The sequence below is a fragment of the Massilia niabensis genome, assembly GCF_042655085.1.
Taxonomy (GTDB): Bacteria; Pseudomonadota; Gammaproteobacteria; order Burkholderiales; family Burkholderiaceae_D; genus Telluria; species Telluria niabensis.
On the sequence record NZ_JBHSMU010000014.1, the window covers coordinates 69839 to 87176 of the forward strand.

General features: G+C 68.3%; 10 protein-coding genes. 7 read left to right on the forward strand and 3 right to left on the reverse strand.

Annotated elements, in window-relative coordinates; translation table 11 throughout:
- The first annotated feature begins 103 nt into the window (after positions 1 to 103).
- Positions 104 to 838, forward strand: a complete 735-nt coding sequence (locus ACFPN5_RS13475) for a helix-turn-helix transcriptional regulator (RefSeq protein WP_379784049.1) — start codon at positions 104 to 106, stop codon at positions 836 to 838.
- Here ACFPN5_RS13475 and ACFPN5_RS13480 read toward each other — a convergent pair.
- Positions 813 to 1022: a helix-turn-helix domain-containing protein gene (locus ACFPN5_RS13480; RefSeq protein WP_379784439.1), complete on the reverse strand. Its 210-nt coding sequence runs from the start codon at positions 1020 to 1022 to the stop codon at positions 813 to 815. The genes ACFPN5_RS13475 and ACFPN5_RS13480 overlap by 26 nt on opposite strands.
- 214 nt (positions 1023 to 1236) lie before the next feature.
- On the opposite strand from ACFPN5_RS13480, the gene ACFPN5_RS13485 reads away from it, so the two are divergent.
- Positions 1237 to 1842, forward strand: a complete 606-nt coding sequence (locus tag ACFPN5_RS13485) for an acyl-homoserine-lactone synthase (protein ID WP_379784051.1) — start codon at positions 1237 to 1239, stop codon at positions 1840 to 1842.
- Positions 1843 to 1883: 41 nt separating this feature from the next.
- Here the strand turns inward: ACFPN5_RS13485 and ACFPN5_RS13490 are convergent, their stop codons facing one another.
- Together ACFPN5_RS13490 and ACFPN5_RS13495 are read right to left on the reverse strand one after the other, a co-directional pair.
- Complete coding sequence (locus tag ACFPN5_RS13490) at positions 1884 to 2384, reverse strand: GNAT family N-acetyltransferase (RefSeq protein ID WP_379784053.1); 501 nt, start codon at positions 2382 to 2384, stop codon at positions 1884 to 1886.
- Positions 2385 to 2400: 16 nt separating this feature from the next.
- Positions 2401 to 4500, reverse strand: coding sequence for a prolyl oligopeptidase family serine peptidase (locus ACFPN5_RS13495; RefSeq protein WP_379784055.1), 2100 nt, complete (start codon positions 4498 to 4500; stop codon positions 2401 to 2403).
- 122 nt (positions 4501 to 4622) lie between these two features.
- Between ACFPN5_RS13495 and ACFPN5_RS13500 the strand changes: the two genes are divergently transcribed.
- The 5 genes from ACFPN5_RS13500 (at position 4623) to ACFPN5_RS13520 (ending at position 17191) form a co-directional block, all read left to right on the forward strand.
- Positions 4623 to 7586, forward strand: coding sequence for a CHASE domain-containing protein (locus tag ACFPN5_RS13500; protein WP_379784057.1), 2964 nt, complete (start codon positions 4623 to 4625; stop codon positions 7584 to 7586).
- An 88-nt stretch (positions 7587 to 7674) separates the two neighbouring features.
- Positions 7675 to 11094, forward strand: coding sequence for an exodeoxyribonuclease V subunit gamma (gene recC, locus ACFPN5_RS13505; protein WP_379784059.1), 3420 nt, complete (start codon positions 7675 to 7677; stop codon positions 11092 to 11094).
- On the forward strand, positions 11091 to 14783 hold the full coding sequence (recB, locus tag ACFPN5_RS13510) for an exodeoxyribonuclease V subunit beta (RefSeq protein WP_379784061.1): 3693 nt from the start codon (positions 11091 to 11093) through the stop codon (positions 14781 to 14783). Before recC ends, recB begins: the two co-directional genes overlap by 4 nt.
- A 6-nt stretch (positions 14784 to 14789) precedes the next feature.
- The gene (gene recD, locus ACFPN5_RS13515; protein WP_379784063.1) at positions 14790 to 16766 is read left to right on the forward strand and encodes an exodeoxyribonuclease V subunit alpha; all 1977 of its coding nucleotides are present in this window, start codon (positions 14790 to 14792) and stop codon (positions 16764 to 16766) included.
- Positions 16763 to 17191 carry a GNAT family N-acetyltransferase gene (locus ACFPN5_RS13520; RefSeq protein WP_379784065.1) on the forward strand — a complete coding sequence of 143 codons (429 nt, stop codon included), beginning with the start codon at positions 16763 to 16765 and terminating at the stop codon, positions 17189 to 17191. Before recD ends, ACFPN5_RS13520 begins: the two co-directional genes overlap by 4 nt.
- The last annotated feature ends 147 nt before the right edge of the window (positions 17192 to 17338 follow it).

Here is a 17338-nt window from a genome sequence, read left to right on the forward strand (position 1 = left end):
GACAGCATAGTCATTTAGGTTGTTAAAATTGCAGGGATGCATGCTTCCATTGCATCTCTGCACTAGCATGGCTAGCTTAATTTAACCGGGGCAGGCGAGGCCTATGATTGAAACTGCACTCCTTGTGCAGCTGTTGGAATCCAAGGACGCCGATGCCTGGCGCCAGGGCTTGTTTACCCTCGCCCACTCGCTTGGCTTCGAACAAACCCTGTACGGCATGGTGCACTCGCGCCATGCCCAGTTCGATCGCGCTTTCCTGCAAAGTAATTACTCTACCGAGTGGCGCGAGCGCTACGATGCCGAACGGCTGGCCTATGTCGATCCCACCGTCGGCCATTGCCTGTCGAGCACGCTGCCCATCATCTGGGAGCCCGATACGTTTTCCAGCGCCGAAGGACATGCTTTGTACGAGGAGGCGTGCAGCTATGGAATCCGCACCGGGGTGAGCCTGCCGATCCACGGTCCGAACGGGGAATTCGGCGTGCTCAGTTTTGCATCGAGCACCGCGCCGGGGGCGGCGTGCACGCGCGAAACTGCCCGTGTCATGCCGGCGCTGACGCTGGTGCGCGACTACGCCTTTGCTTCGTCGACCCGGTTCATCGACCAGGTCGGGGGCGAAGCGCCGCCGCGCCTGACCCGGCGCGAGTTGGAAGTGCTCCAATGGGTCATGGCGGGCAAGTCGTCGTGGGAGATCTCGATGATCACCCGTTGTTCAGAAGCCACGGTCAACTTCCACCTAGCCAACGTACGTCAGAAATTCAATGTCAACACACGTCAGCAGGCGGTCGTGAAGGCCATCTCAATCGGTCTGCTCAACCCTGAAGATCGCCATCGCTGAGCTTGCCGTTGACGTAGAGCTTCAACAGGATCGCCACCGACGCCGGGATCGCCAGGCCAGTCTCGAAACGGCTGCCGCTGGACTGGGTCACACCGAAGCGCCCCCAGAATTTCTCCTGGCTTTCACGCTTGCTGATGCGGAACTGGCGCAGGTCGACGTGCGCAGAGCGCATCGGCATGGGCATGCCGCTGTGGACGCTCGGACGGGCAAGCATGGATTCGCTGATGTAATCGTTTGGCATGGCGGCTCTCCTCGTTGTTCAGGTGAAAAACCTAGTATTCCACTGTGTCACTTCGTAGCCACCTAGCAAACCTGCTAGTACCGCTCCTGCCCGGATTGCATGAGGCTTTATTCCTGATGCATAGGTTTTTCGGTTAATAAACGACAGGGAGAATGACATGGCACTGCAAATCAATATCGCATCGCGGCGCGAGTTCCAGAGCCGTGACTTGTGGGAGATGCACACGCTTCGCGCAAAAGTGTTCCAGGGCCGGCTTGGCTGGGAAGTGCCGGTCTTGTCGGGGATGGAGATCGACGGTTACGACGCCCTCGAACCGCATTACATGATGATGCGCGAGCCGGATTCGGGCATGCTGCGCGGAATCCTGCGTGGCTGCTGGCGCCTCTTGCCGACGGTCGGCCCCTACATGCTGAAGGATTCGTTCCCGCAGCTGCTGCACGGGCAGCCGGCGCCCCGCGACGACCAGATCTGGGAACTGTCGCGCTTCGCCATCCAGACCGGCGGCAGCGACCAGTTCGGGTTTTCGGAAATGACGATGGAGTCGATCGCCGCGATCATCCGCTACGGCCACGAACAGGGCATCGAACGTTACGTGACGGTGACCACGGTCGCCATCGAACGCCTGCTGCGCCGGGCCGGGGTCGTGATCGAGCGCCTCGGACCGCCTCTGGTGATCGGGGTGGAGAATGCGGTGGCCTTGTATGTGGATATCGAGGCGACGTGCGTGGCGTTGGGGCTGCTCGAGACGCGGATGGTGAGCTGAAGGGAGGAGCGGGGTGGTTTGCGGGCCATCCTGCTCCGCCGTTACAAGGCCAGCCGCATCGCCTGCTCCAGGCGCGCATCCCCGGGCCGCACGGGCTCCGCCGTGCCGAACGCGCGAAATCCGGCGCGCTCGTAGAGCCTGCGCGCGCCCTCATTCCCTTCCATCACGCCCAGCTGCATGGTGCGCGCCTTGCGCGAGCGCGCCCATGCGACCGCTTCAGCCAGCAGCGCGGCCGCCACACCCTGGCCTCGGCCTTCAGGCGCGACCCACATCTGGAACAGATTCACGACCTGCGGATCGTTTGCATCGAACTTCGCCCAGGCCAGTCCCACCGCGGCGCCATCGACTTCGGCAACCAGCGCATGGTCGCGCCCCGATGTCGCCGCCAGGCCCAGGCGCCAGGCCCAGTCCTCGTCCTTGAGGTCCTGTTCCCGGGCCAGTGTGCTGCCGAAGGCCGCCGGCGCGTCGGCTAGCGCCCGCAGGCGCAGGGCGCGATACAGCGGCCACTCGCTGCCGGCCAGTGGACGGACCATCACGGTCATGGCGTTCTCCATAGGCCTATTTCAACTGCTTGCGCAGGAAGGAGTAGGTCAGCGCCCACATGCGCGCCTGCTGCGTGTTGTTGGCCGCACCCGCGTGGCCGCCTTCCAGGTTTTCCCAGTACAGCACCTCGTGGCCCTGGCCGTCCATCAGTGCGGCCATCTTGCGCGCGTGGCCGGGATGCACGCGGTCGTCGCGGGTCGAGGTGGTAAACAGCACGCGCGGATAGTGCTTGTCCTTGAAGACGTTGTGGTAGGGCGAATATCTGCCGATGTATTCCCATTGCGCCGCAATGTCCGGGTCGCCGTACTCGCCCATCCAGGAAGCGCCGGCCAGCAGCTTGTGGTAGCGCCGCATGTCGAGCAGCGGCACCTGGCAGACAACGGCGTTGAACAGGTCCGGGCGCTGGGTGAGGGCGGCGCCGACCAGCAGGCCGCCATTGCTGCCGCCCATGATGCCGAGGTGGCGCGGGCTGGTGATCTTGCGCCGGATCAGGTCTTTTGCCACCGCCAGGAAGTCATCAAAGGCTTTCTGGCGCTTTTCCTTCAGGGCGGCCTGGTGCCAGCGCGGTCCGAACTCGCCGCCGCCGCGGATGTTCGCGAGCACGTAGGCGCCGCCCTGTTCCAGCCAGCCCGCGCCGATCATGCCGCTGTAGGCGGGTTTCAGCGACACCTCGAAACCGCCATAGCCATACAGGACCGTCGGGGTCTTGCCGTCGTGTTTGGCCTTGCGGTCCATGACGACGAAATACGGCACCATCGTGCCGTCCCTGGAGCGTGCGTGGAACTGGGACACGCTGTATGGCGCCGGGTCGAACCAGGCCGGCATCGCTTTCAGGCGCTCGCGCGCGTCGACGCCGGCCGTGCCGAGGTAGAGCGTGGTCGGGGTCAGGAAGTCGGTGACGGTCAGGAAGTACTGGCTTGATTCGATATCGTCGAATGCGGACACGCCGAGCGTGCCGATGGCGGGCGCGCCGACCTCGCGGCGCTGCCAGGTGTTCTTGTCACGGCGCAGTTCGACGATGCGGTTCTTGACGTTGTCGAGCACCGTCAGCAGGATGGCGTCGCGCACGACGGTCACGCCATCGAGCGAACTGGTGGAAGTCGGCGCGAACAGCATTTCGAAGTCGCGATCGCCGCGCATGAAGCGCTCGAAGTCGATGGCCAGCAGCGCGCCCTGCGGCCAGGTGCGCCCGCCCACTTCCCAGTCTGACCTTAGTTCGACCAGCAACTGGTCGCGCACCGCATACGCATTCGCATCCTCCGGCTTCGGCACCTTCACCAGCTCGCCGTTCGGTTGGCCACGGCGGCGCAGGAACAGTTCGCTGCTGTAGAAGCCGATCTGGCGCGTGACGAATTCGCGCTCGAAGCCGGGCGTCATGTCCTTGTGCGCGGAGGCCGACAGGTCGTTCGGGCCGGCCTCGAAGACGGGGCGGGCGCTTGCCAAGGGCGTGCCGCGCTTCCACTCCTTGACCAGGCGCGGATAGCCCGAAGCCGTCATCGAGCCGGGGCCGAAGTCGGTGGCGACGAACAGCGTGTCGCGGTCGATCCAGCCGACGCTGCTTTTCGACTCGGGGAGCGCGAAGCCGCCCGTCACGAAAGCGCGCTGGACGAGGTCGAACTCGCGCACGGTTTCGGCGTCGCCGCCGCCGCGCGAGAGCGATACCAGGCAGCGATCGGCGCGCGGTTCCAGGCAAGTGACGCCGGCCCAGACCCAGTTCTCGTGTTCGTCGCGGGCCAGGGCGTCGAGGTCGATCACCGTTTCCCAGTTCGGCGCGGCCTTGCGGTATTGCTCCAGCGTGGTGCGACGCCAGATGCCGCGTTCATGGTGGGCGTCGCGCCAGAAGTTGTACAGGTAGCCGCCATGCTGGCGCACGTGGGGAATGCGGTCCTTGGCGTCGAGGATGGCCTGCAGGCGCACCCGCAAGGCCTCGTGCGCGGCGCCGCCCAGCTCGCGCTCGGCGACCGCGTTCTTCTCCCTCACCCACGACAGGGGGCGCTCGCCGCCCACGTCTTCCAGCCAGAGCCAGGGGTCGCCCGGCGCCTTCTGTTCCTGCGCGGCCGCGTCGCTGCTTGCAGCCAATCCTGCAGCCAATCCGAGGAGTACTTTTGCCGCCATCTTGCGCATCCGCCCCATCCGTTTATCCCTGCCGCCGAGCGCCACCGTGGCGATCCGATGGCGTATATTATCAATAATTAATATCAACAATCATCCGTCTTCCTTCACCCAGGGGCTACACGATGGGGCTTTCGATCACCCGCAGCATCGGCGCGGCTGGCGGCGCGCGCGGCGCGACCCGCCTCGTGCTGTGGGGCGTCGGCCTGTTGCTGGCCTGCCTGGTGGGGACAGCCCTGCACATGGCGGCAAGCCGCGCGGTCGAAGAGGAAGCGCGGCGCCGCTTCGATAACCAGGCCCGCGCCACCCAGGAGCGCCTTGGCAACGCCATCAAGTCGTACACGGAAGTCACGCGCGCGCTGGCGGGGCTGTTCGCAGCCAGCGAGGGGCCGGTGACGCGCCTGGCCTTCCACCGTTACGTCGCCTCGCTCGACCTGCGCCACAACTACCCGGCAATCGACGCCGTCTCCTACACTCACGCCGTGCCGGACGCCGAACGCGAAGCATTCGTGGCGGCCGTGCGCGCCGACCGCAGCCTCGCGCCAGAGGGCTATCCGGGCTTTGCGATCCGTCCACCTGGCCCGCGCCCCAGCTACAACGTCCTGACCTATATCGAGCCGCCCGAGGCGCTGCCCGAAAAAATGGGGATGGACATCACGGCCAATCCGGTGGTGGCGGCGTCGATGGCGCGTGCGCGCGACACCGGCAACATGAGCACCTCCGGCCAACCGGTGCAGGTAGCGCGGCCGACGCCGCATATCGCGCTCGGGATGCGCGTGCCCGTGTACCGCGGCGGCGCCATGCCAGCCACCCTTGCGCAGCGCCGCGCCGCCTATGTCGGCGGGGTCGGCATCGCGTTTTCGGTGCCGGCGCTGGTCGACGGCGCGCTGGCGGGCAGGGGCGAGGCGAAGGTGGCGCTGTCGCTGTTCGCGGCCGGGGATCGCCGGCTGTACGGCGCCGCGCCTACCGAGCCGATTGACAGTGCGACTACCTTCAGCGCAGTGCTGCCGGTCGATTTCGGCGGCTCGCCCTGGCGCGCCCATTTCAGCGCGCCCAAGGACGATCTTTACCTGCCGCTCGACCGCCGCTTTCCGCTGCTGGCCTTTGGCGCCGGCGTCGTCGCCACGCTGCTCGTCTACAGCCTGTTCCTCACCCTGTACTGGTCGCGCCGCGGCGCCATCGAACAGCGCACGCTGCTCGACACGGTGCTCGACAACCTCGACGCTTTCGTGTTCATGAAGGACCGCGACCGGCGCTTCCGTTATGTCAACGCGAAGATGGCGCAGGCGCTGGGACGCGGCGCCGAACGGATCGTCGGGCGCGTCGACCGCGAGGTGATGCCGGCCGACCTGGCCGACGCCGCCTGGGAGCGCGAACGCCCCGTGTTCGACGGCACGCGCCGCGCCAGCCAGGTCGAAATCGTGTTGCCCGGCGGCGTGGCGCGCCAGATGTGGGAACTGAAGGTGCCGGTGCCCCTTGATGGTGATGTTGGCGGCGTGCTGTGCGTGGCGACCGACGTCACCGAACTGCATCAGCTCAAGGCGCGGGCCGACGCCGCCAGCCAGGCCAAGAGCGACTTCCTGTCGAACATGAGCCATGAGATCAGGACGCCAATGAACAGCATCATCGGCATGACGCACCTGGCCCTGAAAGCGGCCACCGATCCGAAGGGGCGCGACTACCTGGAAAAGATCTGGCATTCCGGCCAGCACCTGCTGGGGATCATCAACCACATCCTGGACTTTTCCAAGATCGAGGCCGGCCGGCTCGAGCTGGAACTGCTCGACTTCCGGCTCGACGCCCTGTTCGGCAACCTCGAAGCCCAGCTCGGCGAGGCCGCTGCCGCCAAGGGGCTGCGCCTGCAGTTCGAACTCGGGCCCGAGCTGGCGCAACCACTGCGCGGCGACCCGCTGCGCCTCGAGCAGGTGCTGCTCAACTTCCTGGGGAACGCGATCAAGTTCTCCGAGCGCGGCAGCATCACCATCCGCGCGCACGCGCTGGGCGCGCTGGGTGACGACACCCTGGTGCGCTTCGAGGTGCAGGACAGCGGCATCGGCATCGGTCCGGACGAGGTGGCGCAACTGTTCACGCCCTTCCACCAGGCCGACCCGTCAACCACGCGGCGTTACGGCGGCACCGGCCTGGGCCTGGTGATCAGCAAGCAGCTCGCCGAGCTGATGGGAGGGGAGGTCGGCGTCGAGAGCGAGGCGGGGCGCGGCAGCACCTTCTGGTTCACGGCGCGGCTGGGGCAGGGCGGGCAGGCCGTACGGCGTCCGCCGGCCGGTCCGGCCCTGCGGTCGTTGCGGCTCGACGGCAAGGCCATCCTGCTGGTCGAGGATAACGTCTTCAGCCAGCAGGTCGGGCGCGAGCTGCTGGAATCGGCGGGCGCCCTGGTGGTGGTTGCCGGCAACGGCGCCGAGGCGCTCGACCTCATGCGCGGACAGCGTTTCGATTGCGTGCTGATGGACGTGCAGATGCCGGTGATGGACGGCTTCGAGGCCACGCGCCGCATCCGCGCCGACGCCGCATTGAAGGATAGCGTCGTCATCGCGATGACGGCCAATGCCGGCGTGGTCGACCAGGAGCGCTGCATCGCGGCGGGCATGAACGCATTCCTGTCCAAGCCGGTGGTGCCGGAGCAACTGGTGGCGGCGATCGTGCGCGCGCTTGGGCGGGCGCGCACGGGGCAGGCCGTGCCGCCGGCGGCGTTGTCGGCGCCGTTGTCGACGGCTCCGCCGCTGCTCGATACCCGCGTGCTGGCCGCCACCTTCGGCGACGAGCCTGGCAAGATGCGCAGGTTCGCCTTCATGTTCCTCGACAGCGCGCGCGAAGGGCTGGCCGAGATCGACAGCGCGCTGGTCGCAGGCGACCTGGCGCGGGCGAACGCGGTCGCGCATCGCCTGAAGTCGTCCGCACGGGCGGTCGGGGCGATGGGCTTTGCCGAGGTCTGCCATGAGCTGGAAGGCCAACATGAGCGGAATGCAATTGCCCAGGCACGCGCACTGGGGGCGCGTCTGCGCAGCATCTTTGCGCGCCTCGAACGCCAGGTCCCTGCGGAACTTGGCGCGCGCGCCACGGACGGGCAATAAGGGCCGCGCTTTCGCCTGCCCGGCTTTCGCCGCGACCCTAAAAAGAGTATCCTGTGGCACCCCTAGCTGCCCGACCATATTTCCCCAGATGTCTTCCCCGATCACGCCCGGCCTCCTGATTTTGCACGGCAACCAGATGGAAATGCTGCGCGAAGCCGTGTTCGACTGGCTGCGCGGCCATCCGCTGGGCCCGCTGGAGCAGGAAACCATCCTGGTGCAGTCGAACGGCTTTGCCGAGTGGCTCAAGATCGCGCTGGCCGAAGAGCTGGGCGTGTGCGCGGCCACCCGGGTGGCGCTGCCGGCGCGCTTCCTGTGGGAAGCGTATCGGACAATGCTGGGACGCGAACGGGTGCCGACCCGCTCGCCTTTCGACAAGGACCCCCTCACCTGGCGCCTGATGCGCCTCTTGCCGACGCTGCTCAAGGAGCCGGTGTTCGCGCCGCTGACCCATTTCCTGGGCGACGGCTGCCCGGAGCGGCGCCTGCAGCTGGCCGAGCGCCTGGCCGACCTGTTCGACGGCTACCAGGTCTACCGCGCCGACTGGCTGACCGACTGGGAGATCGGGCGCGACCAGCTGCGCCGCGCCAGCGGCGACCCGCTGCCCCTTGGCCCCGACCAGCTCTGGCAGGCCCGCCTGTGGCGCGCCGTGCACGAGAGCGTGCCGCCGATGCAGCGCGGTACCGGGCGCGCCGCGATCCACGAGGTGTTCGTCGCCAAGATCCTGGCCGGCGGCGAGCCCGTCGGGCGCCTGCCGCGCCGGGTGGTGCTGTTCGGGATGTCGGCCCTGCCGTACCAGACCCTGCAGGCGATCGCCGCGCTGTCGCGCCACACGCAGGTGCTGCTGGCGGTGCCGAACCCCTGCCAGTTCTACTGGGGCGACATCATCGAAGGGCGCGAACTATTAAAAGCCGCGCACAAGCGCCAGCCGGCGCGCGGCGGCGTTGACCTGGCCGCGCTGCCGATGGAAGCGCTGCACGCGCACAGCCACCCGCTGCTGGCCAGCTGGGGACGCCAGGGCCGCGATTTCGTGCGCATGCTCGACGAATTCGACAACGAAGAGGGCCGTCCCGAGACCGCCGGCCTCACCAAGCTGCGCATCGACCTGTTTTCCGATGGCGAGGGCGACACCCTGCTGCAGCAGGTGCAGGCCGCTGTGCGCGACCTGCTGCCGCTGTCGGAGCATCCGCTGGCGCCGCCGCCGCCGGGCGACCGCTCGATCGAGTTCCACATCGCCCACAGCGCCCAGCGCGAAGTCGAGGTGCTGCACGACCAGCTGCTGTCGATGTTCGCCCAGGATCCGACCCTGCGCCCGCGCGACGTCGTCGTCATGGTGCCGGACATCGATACCTTTTCGGCCGCGATCCACGCGGTGTTCGACCAGCACCGCCGCAGCGACCCGCGCTACATCCCCTTCGAGATCGGCGACACGCGCGACCACAGCGTCAATCCTTTGCTGGTCGCCCTCGAGTGGCTGCTGCGCCTGCCGCAACAGCGCTGCCGCCAGAGCGAAGTGCGCGACCTGCTCGACGTGCCGGCGGTGGCCGCCCGCTTCGGCCTGAATGAAGAAGATTTGCATACGCTCGGCCACTGGATCGACGGCGCCGGCGTGCGCTGGGGCCTGGACCGCGAGCACCGCACCGGCCTTGGCCTCGGCGCGGCTGGGGAGCAGAACGCCTGGATCTTCGGGGTGCGGCGCATGCTGCTGGGTTACGCCAGCGGCGCCGGGGCGCGCTTCGGCGACATTGAACCGTATGCCGAAGTCGGCGGGCTGGACGCTGCGCTGGCGGGCTCGCTGGCCCAGCTGGTCGAATCCCTGCTCGAGTGGCGCGCCCGCCTCGCCGAACCGCGCACGCCCGAGGAATGGGGCAAGCAGGCGCGCGCGCTGCTGGCCGCTTTTTTCGATGGCCGCGAGGAGGGCGACCGCCTGACGCTGGCGCAACTGAACGAAGCGCTGCAATGCTGGCTCGAAATGACCGAAGGCGGCGGTTTCGACGAGCCGGTGCCGCTTGCCGTGCTGCGCGAAGCCTGGTTGGGGCAGATCGACCAGCCGACGCTGAACCACCAGTTCGTCTCCGGCGGCATCACCTTCTGCACCCTGATGCCGATGCGCGCCGTGCCTTTCCGCGCCGTCTGCCTGCTCGGCATGAACGACGGCGACTTCCCGCGCCGCTCGCCGCAGGCCGACTTCGACCTGCTGGCGCTGCCCGGCATGAGCCGCCCGGGCGACCGTTCGCGCCGCGACGACGACCGCTACCTGATGCTGGAAGCCTTATTGGCCGCGCGCGACAAGCTGTACGTCAGCTGGGTCGGGCGCAACGTGCGCGACAACAGCGAGCAGCCGCCCTCGGTGCTGGTGTCCCAGCTGCGCGACTACCTGCGCGCCGGCTGGCAGCTCGACCTGGCTGATATCACGACCGAGCACGCGCTTCAGCCGTTCAGCCGCCGCTATTTCGAGGAAGGCGGCTTGCTGACCTATGCGCGCGAATGGCGCGCGGCGCATGGCGGGGCGGATGCCGCCGCCGGCCTGGCCGATGGCTTGCCGCCCTACGAACTGGAAGCGGAGTTCCGCCTGAAGCTGTCGGAACTGGCCAGTTTCATGAAGCAGCCGGCGCGTTATTTCTTCCGCCGCCGCCTGGGCGTGATGTTCAATGCGGCCGAGGTGATTGGCGAGGACGAGGAACCGTTCTCGCTCGACGCGCTCGAGCGCTATTTCCTGGAGGATAGCCTGCTTGACGACGCCGGCAAGGCCGAGGAGCCGGACGAAGTCCGGCAAACGCTCGACGCACGCGCCGAACGCCTGGCGCGCGAAGGCGTGCTGCCGATCGGCCTGGTGGGGCGCCAGTGGCAGCAGCAACTGGTCGAGGGCCTGGTGCCGGTGCGGGCCGCCTGGCTGGCGCTGGGCGCGCGTTTCCCGCACGCTGCGCCGAAGCTCGCGCTCAGCCTCGACCTGGATGGCGTCCTGCTGGAAGACTGGATCGACCGGCTGCGCACCGACGGCCAGCAGACCGCCTGGCTGATGCAGGTGTCCTCGAAGGTGCTGGACAAGAAAGGCGCGGCGCGCGGCGACAAGCTGATCGATGCCTGGCTGCGCCAGCTGGCCGCCGGGGCCGCGGGTGCCGGCATCACCGGCTACCTGGTCGCGCGCGACGCCGTGGTGACGATGGCGCCGATCGAACGCGAGGAAGCGCTGGGTGTGCTGGCCTATGTCGCCGGGCTCTGGCAACGCAACCTGGACGCCCCGCTGCCCGTGGCATGCCGGACGGCGCTGGCGCAACTGGCCGGGCGCGACGCGCGCGAAGTCTACGATGGCGACGGGCACGAAGTGGCGGGCGAGGTCGAACGCGAACCCTGCCTGGCGCGCCTGTGGCCCGAGTTCTCCTCCCTGGCCGCCGATGGCAACTGGCCCGAGCTGGCCGAGGCATTGTATGGCGGGCTTGCGCACTGGATGGCCGAACAAATCAGGGTAGAGCCGCATGCCGGGGCAGCGCATTCGGGGGAGACGGCATGAGCCAGCTCCTCGACGCCCTCACGTTCCCGCTGCACGGCTCGCGCCTGATCGAAGCCAGCGCCGGCACCGGCAAGACCTGGACGATCGCCGCGCTCTACCTGCGCCTGGTGCTTGGCCACGGCGGCGCCGACGCTTTTGCCCAGCCCCTGCTGCCGTCGCAGATCCTGGTCATGACGTTTACGCGCGCCGCCACGCGCGAGCTGTCCAACCGCGTGCGCGAGCGCCTGGTCGGGGCGGCCGCGTATTTCCGCGGCGAGGCGAAACAGTCCGACCCCTACCTCGAAGCGCTGGCCAGCAGCTACGACAGCGACAGCGAGCGCCAGGTGGCCGCGCACCGCCTGGTGCTGGCCGCCGAGACGATGGACGAAGCGGCGATTTTCACGATCGACGCCTGGTGCCAGCGCATGCTGCGCGAGCACGCGTTCGACAGCGGCAGCCTGTTCGACGAGGAGCTCGTCAGCGACGAGCGCCCGCTGTTCGAGGATGCTGCCCACGATTACTGGCGCCAGCACGTCTATCCCCTCGACAGCGCGACGCTGGCCCCGGTGCTCGACTGCTGGCGCGATGTCGGGGCCCTGAAAACCGCCGTGCGCGACCTGGTGGGGCGTACGGCGACGCTCGGCATCCCGGACCCGGAACCGCTGGGCGCGCTGGTGGGACGCGTGCAGCGCAGGCTGGACGAGGAACTCGCGCGCCTGAAAGACGGCTGGGCCGCGCGCGTGGACGCGATGGAAAGCTGGATCGCGCAGCAGCGCGCACGCAATCCGAAAGCCTTCAACGGCAGCAAACTGCGCCAGGACTGGCTCGACAACTGGTTCGGGGCGCTGCGCGGCTGGGCGCTTGATGCCGCGCCGCTTGATGCCGCCCACCTTGCGCCCGACCTGAGCGACGCAGCCTGGAACCGCCTGACCCCGCACGGCATCGAAGGCGCCTTCGGCAAGGACTTCCACGCCGTCGTGCCGGAATGCTTCGGCTGTACCGAGAGCTTGCGCGACGCGCTGGCGGCGATCGAACCCCTGCGCCATGTGCTGCTGCGCCACGCGGCCGGGCACATCGCGGCGCGCATGGCGGAGCTGAAGACGCGCAACCGCCAGTTCGGCTTTGCCGACATGCTCGCGCGCCTGAAGGATGCGCTCGAGGGCGCTAACGGCGACGCCCTGCGGCGCCGGATCATCGCCCAGTATCCGGTAGCGCTGATCGACGAATTCCAGGACACTTCGCCCGACCAGTACCGCATCTTCAACCTGCTGTACCGGGTCGAGGCGAACGACCCGGAGCAGGGCCTGTTCCTGATCGGCGACCCGAAGCAGTCGATCTACGGCTTCCGCGGCGCCGACATCCACAGCTACCTGGACGCGCGGCGCGCCACCGAGGGCCGCCACTACCAGCTCGGCACCAACTACCGCTCCACAAGCGCGCTGGTCGATGCCGTGAACCAGCTGTTCCGCCATGCGGAGGGCCACGGGGAGCATCCGGGCCACACGGCCGGCGCCTTCCGCTTCCGGCGCGGCAACGTCAACCCGCTGCCCTTCGATGCGGTGCGCGCGGCCGGCCTTGGCGCCCACCTGGTCGGCGTCGAGGGACCCTACCAGGCGCTGGCGCTGTGCACCACCGCGCAGGAAGGGATGAACGCCGACGGCTACCGCGCCTTCTTTGCCCAGCACTGCGCCGAGCACATCGTCGCGCTGCTGAATGACCCCCAGGTCGGCTTCGCCGAGCCGGATCCGGAAGGGCTGGGCGGCCGCTTCGTGCGCCTGCAGCCGGCCGACATCGCCGTCCTCGTGCGCGACCGCAAGGAGGCGACCGCGGTGCGCCAGGCGCTGGCGCGGCGCAAGGTCGCCAGCGTCTACCTGTCGGACAAGGATTCGGTGGTCGACAGCGAAGAGGCGCTTGATGTGCTGCGCTGGCTGTATGCGCTGGCCAGCCCGCTCGACGGCACGCTGGCGCGCGCGGCGCTGGCCACGCGCACGGCCGGCCTGCCGCTTGCCGAGCTGGCCAGGCTCTCCGGCGACGAAACCGTATGGGAAGAACGGGTCGAACAGCTCAAGGCCCTGCACGTGACCTGGCAGCGCCAGGGCGTGCTGGCGATGCTGCGCCGTTTCATCCACGAACTCGGCCTGCCGGCGCGCCTGTTGCGCGAGCCGGGCGGCGAGCGCCGCCTGACCAACCTGCTGCACCTGGCCGAGCTGCTGCAGGAAGCGAGCACCCTGCTCGACGGCGAGCAGGCCCTGATCCGCTGGTTCGCCGAACAGACCGCGGGCCTGGGCGAGGGCGGCGACGAGCGCGTGCTGCGCTTGGAGAGCGACGCCAGGCTGGTGAAAGTCATCACCGTACACAAATCGAAAGGCCTGGAATACCCGCTGGTCTACCTGCCGTTTGCCGCCAGCGCGCGCAAGACGGACCGGCGCAGGCGCAGCTTCTTCGAGTACGTGGGCGAGGATGGCGGCCGCCGTATCGACCTGGCGCTCTCGGAAGAAGCGATGCAGGCCGTGGACCGGGCGCGCCTGGAAGAGGACTTGCGCCTGCTGTACGTCGCGCTCACCCGCGCGCGCCACTTCCTCTGGCTGGGCGTGGCCGCGGTCGGCACCAGGAAGAAGGACGAGAACAAGCTGCACGAATCGGCCCTCGGCTACCTGATGAACGGTGGCGCGCCGGTGCCCACCAGCGTGGTGGCCGAGCACCTGGGTCGCCTGCGCGGCAACGCGGGCGGCATTGAGCTGCATGCGCTCGACCCGCTGGACGGCTGCACGATGCTCGACCGCGTCGAAGAACGGGCGCCGCTGGTCGAAGCGCCGCCTTTCGAGGCGGACTTCGAGCGCAACTGGGCGGTCGGCTCGTTCACCTCGATCACGCGCCATACAACCTCTTCACCGGCGGCGCCGGCATTTCCGCCCGCATTTACGCCCATGAGTGCGGCGGAAGAAACCCTGCTTGAAGACGAAGCGCCGGCGCCGGCCGTGCGCATCGAGGACGCCCCCTGGCACCGCTTCCCGCGCGGTTCCGTGCCCGGCAACTTCCTGCACGAACAGCTCGAGTGGATCGGCCAGGAAGGCTTCGACCTTATCGACGATCCGTACTTCGACGAGCGCCTGGCACAGCGTTGCGAGCGCTACGGCTGGGGCCACCGGACGATTGATACGATCGCCTGGCTGCGCGCCGTCGTCGCCACGCCGCTGCCCCCGCTCGGGGCGAGCCTCTCCGAGATCGTCAACACGGTGCCGGAGATGGAATTCTGGTTCCCGAGCGAGGACCTGGCGCTTGGCCAGCTCGACCGCCTGTGCCGGCGGCGCCTGCTCGGCAATGTGGCGCGCCCGACGCTGCCCGAGCGCGCGCTGCACGGCATGCTCAAGGGTTTCGCCGACCTCGTGTTCGAATACGAAGGCCGCTACTGGGTGCTCGACTATAAGTCGAACGCGCTCGGCCCGAACGACGCCGCGTACACGAAGCGCGCGATGGAAGAGGGCATGGCCGGGCACCGCTACGACATCCAGGGCGCGATCTACATGCTGGCGCTGCACCGGCTGCTGAAAAGCCGCCTCGGGGACGATTACGACGCGGCGCGCCAGCTGGGCGGCGCGATCTTCCTGTTCCTGCGCGGGATCGCCAACACTTCGACGCACGGCTGCTGCCTGCTCGAGCCGGACATCGAACTGCTCGATGGCCTGGACCAACTGCTTAACCATGGATGACGCAGCATGAAGCGTGAGAAGCATGATAAAGCTGCCCCGGCCAGTTCGCCCGACCTGCTGTGGGAAGAGGTCAACCGCCTGACCGAGGCCGGCGAGCTGCGCCGCCTGTCGGGTGCCTTCGCCCGCTTCGTCGCCTCGCTCGGCCCGGTGGCGCCGCCGGTGCTGCTGGCCGCGACCGTGCTGTCCGAGCTCGAAGGCAATGGCCACAGCTGCCTGCAGGTGGCGGACCTGGCCGGCGACCCGGCCACGCTGCTCGGCTGGAGCACGGAGCAATGGCACGCGCTCGCCGGCAGCGTGGCCCCGCTCCCGAAAACCGCCAAAGCGTGGGCGGCGCAGTTCAACGCCTGCGAGGAAGTCTGGAAGGTCGGCGAGTTCGATTATGGCGAGCCGCTCGTGTTCGACGGCGAGCGCCTCTACCTGCGCCGCTACTGGCGCGACGAAACCCTGGTCGCGGAAAGTATCCGCGCACGTGCCGCCCAGGCGCGCCCGGTCGACCTGGACAAGGTACGCGAATGGCTCGATGTACTGTTCGCTTCGCACCGCGCCGCCGAAAAGCCGGACTGGCAAAAGCTGGCCTGTGCCGTCGCCTTGCGCGGGTCGGTCGCGATCATCACCGGCGGCCCCGGCACCGGAAAAACCTACACGGTGGCGCGCCTGCTGGCGCTGCTGTTCGCGGTCGCCCCGAACGCGGCCCAACAGCGCATCGCGCTGGCCGCACCCACCGGTAAGGCGGCCGCGCGCCTGAAGCAATCGATCGACAAGGCGCTCGGGGAGCTGGCCGAGCGCGTCGGCGACAAGCTGGCACTCAAAGAACTGCTCGAGCGTATGGGCGCGGCGCGCACACTGCACAGCCTGCTGGGCGCGCGTCCCGACACGCGCTCCTTCGCCCACCATGCCGGCAACCCGCTCGACGTCGATGTCCTGATCGTCGACGAAGCGTCGATGGTGCACCTCGAGATGATGGCCAGCCTGCTCGACGCGCTGCCGCCCGGCGCCACGCTGATCCTCCTCGGCGACAAGGATCAGCTGGCTTCGGTGGAGGCGGGCGCGGTGCTGGGCGACCTGTGCCACGACGCCCAGGCCGGCGGCTACAGTGTCGAGACTGCGCAGTACGTGTTCGAGGCGGCCGGCGAAGAACTGCCGCGCGAATTCCTGGGCAGCGCAGGCGCGCTGGCCCAGCAGACCGTGATGCTGCGCCACAGCCGCCGTTTCGGCGGCCCGATCGGCCAGCTGGCGCTGGCCGTGAACGCAGGCGACGCGCAGCGCGCGGAAAGCGTACTGCGCGGCGGCGACGCGGACGTGAGCTGGATCGACAACGCCCGCCAGCACCAGGTGGTCGAGCTCGGCCTGACCGGCTACCAGCCCTATCTCGAACTGCTGCAGTCGGGACCAAAGGCGGGCCCGGCAGGCGCGCACGAGGACTGGGTCCGCGCGGTGCTGCAGCGCTTCGAAGCCTTCCGCATCCTGTGCGCCGTGCGCGAAGGCGAGTGGGGCGTGGGGGGCCTCAACACGGCGATTGAAGGCAGCCTGGAGTCGGCAGGCTTGCTGCGCCGCGGCGGCGAATGGTATCCCGGGCGCCCGGTGATGGTGACCCGTAACGACTACGGCACCGGGGTCTTCAACGGCGACATCGGCCTGACGCTGACGGACCCGGCGCGCGCCGGTTCCTTGCGCGTCTATTTCCTCGAGGGCGACAAGGTGCGCAGCGTGCTGGCCACGCGCCTGCGCAGCGTCGAGACGGCGTATGCGATGACGGTCCATAAATCGCAGGGCTCGGAGTTCCGCCACACGGTGCTGGTGCTGCCGGAAGACCGCAACGCCATGCTCACGCGCGAACTGGTCTACACCGGCATCACGCGCGCCAGCAGCCAGTTCACGCTGGTGTCGCCCGCAGGCTCGGTACTGGCTGACGCCGTGGCGCGGCGCACCCACAGGACCAGCGGCCTGCGCCACCTGATCGAGCGCGACGGGGCCGGCCGGTGACAGCCGTTTCGATACGCCTCGCCCGCCCGGAGGACGCTGCAGCCGTGGCCGCGCTGTTCAGGCAGCTCGGCTATCCATCGACGGCGGACGAGGTGCGCGAGCGCCTGCTCGAGCATGGCGGCGACACGGTACGGGCGCTGGTTGCCGAGCACGAGGGCAAGGTGGCGGGCATCATCGTCGTCAACCTGATCGCGCCGCTGCACGTCGCGGACCGTTGGGCACTGGTGTCGGCGCTGGCCACGAATGAAGCAATACGGGGCGCCGGCATCGGCGCCGCACTGCTGGGTGAGGCGGAGCGCTTCGCCCGCGAACAGGGCTGCAGCCGCATTGAACTGTCGAGCAGCGAGAGCCGCACGCGGGCGCATGCCTTTTATGTGCAGAACGGCTTCGGGGAGGTGCGCAAGCGCTTCGTCAAGCAGATGTAGATATGCGGGTTGGTGATACCAGTTCTCCAAGGCAATTATAAGCGCGTTTTGAGTTATGCGTTTTATGTATTCCGGAGATGGGAACTCCGAATTGGATTTATATCTTCGGTGAGCGTAAGCTGTGTCCATTGCTGAAACAAACCCCAC

What these genes read in the sequence shown, in the direction of transcription:
- ACFPN5_RS13500 (WP_379784057.1), top strand. Translation starts at nt 4,623, where the DNA reads ATGGGGCTTTCGATCACCCGCAGCATCGGCGCGGCTGGCGGCGCGCGC.
- recC (WP_379784059.1), top strand. Translation starts at nt 7,675, where the DNA reads ATGTCTTCCCCGATCACGCCCGGCCTCCTGATTTTGCACGGCAACCAG.
- recB (WP_379784061.1), top strand. Translation starts at nt 11,091, where the DNA reads ATGAGCCAGCTCCTCGACGCCCTCACGTTCCCGCTGCACGGCTCGCGC.
- ACFPN5_RS13480 (WP_379784439.1), bottom strand. Translation starts at nt 1,022, where the DNA reads ATGCCCATGCCGATGCGCTCTGCGCACGTCGACCTGCGCCAGTTCCGC.
- ACFPN5_RS13475 (WP_379784049.1), top strand. Translation starts at nt 104, where the DNA reads ATGATTGAAACTGCACTCCTTGTGCAGCTGTTGGAATCCAAGGACGCC.
- ACFPN5_RS13485 (WP_379784051.1), top strand. Translation starts at nt 1,237, where the DNA reads ATGGCACTGCAAATCAATATCGCATCGCGGCGCGAGTTCCAGAGCCGT.
- ACFPN5_RS13495 (WP_379784055.1), bottom strand. Translation starts at nt 4,500, where the DNA reads ATGGCGGCAAAAGTACTCCTCGGATTGGCTGCAGGATTGGCTGCAAGC.
- recD (WP_379784063.1), top strand. Translation starts at nt 14,790, where the DNA reads ATGAAGCGTGAGAAGCATGATAAAGCTGCCCCGGCCAGTTCGCCCGAC.
- ACFPN5_RS13490 (WP_379784053.1), bottom strand. Translation starts at nt 2,384, where the DNA reads ATGACCGTGATGGTCCGTCCACTGGCCGGCAGCGAGTGGCCGCTGTAT.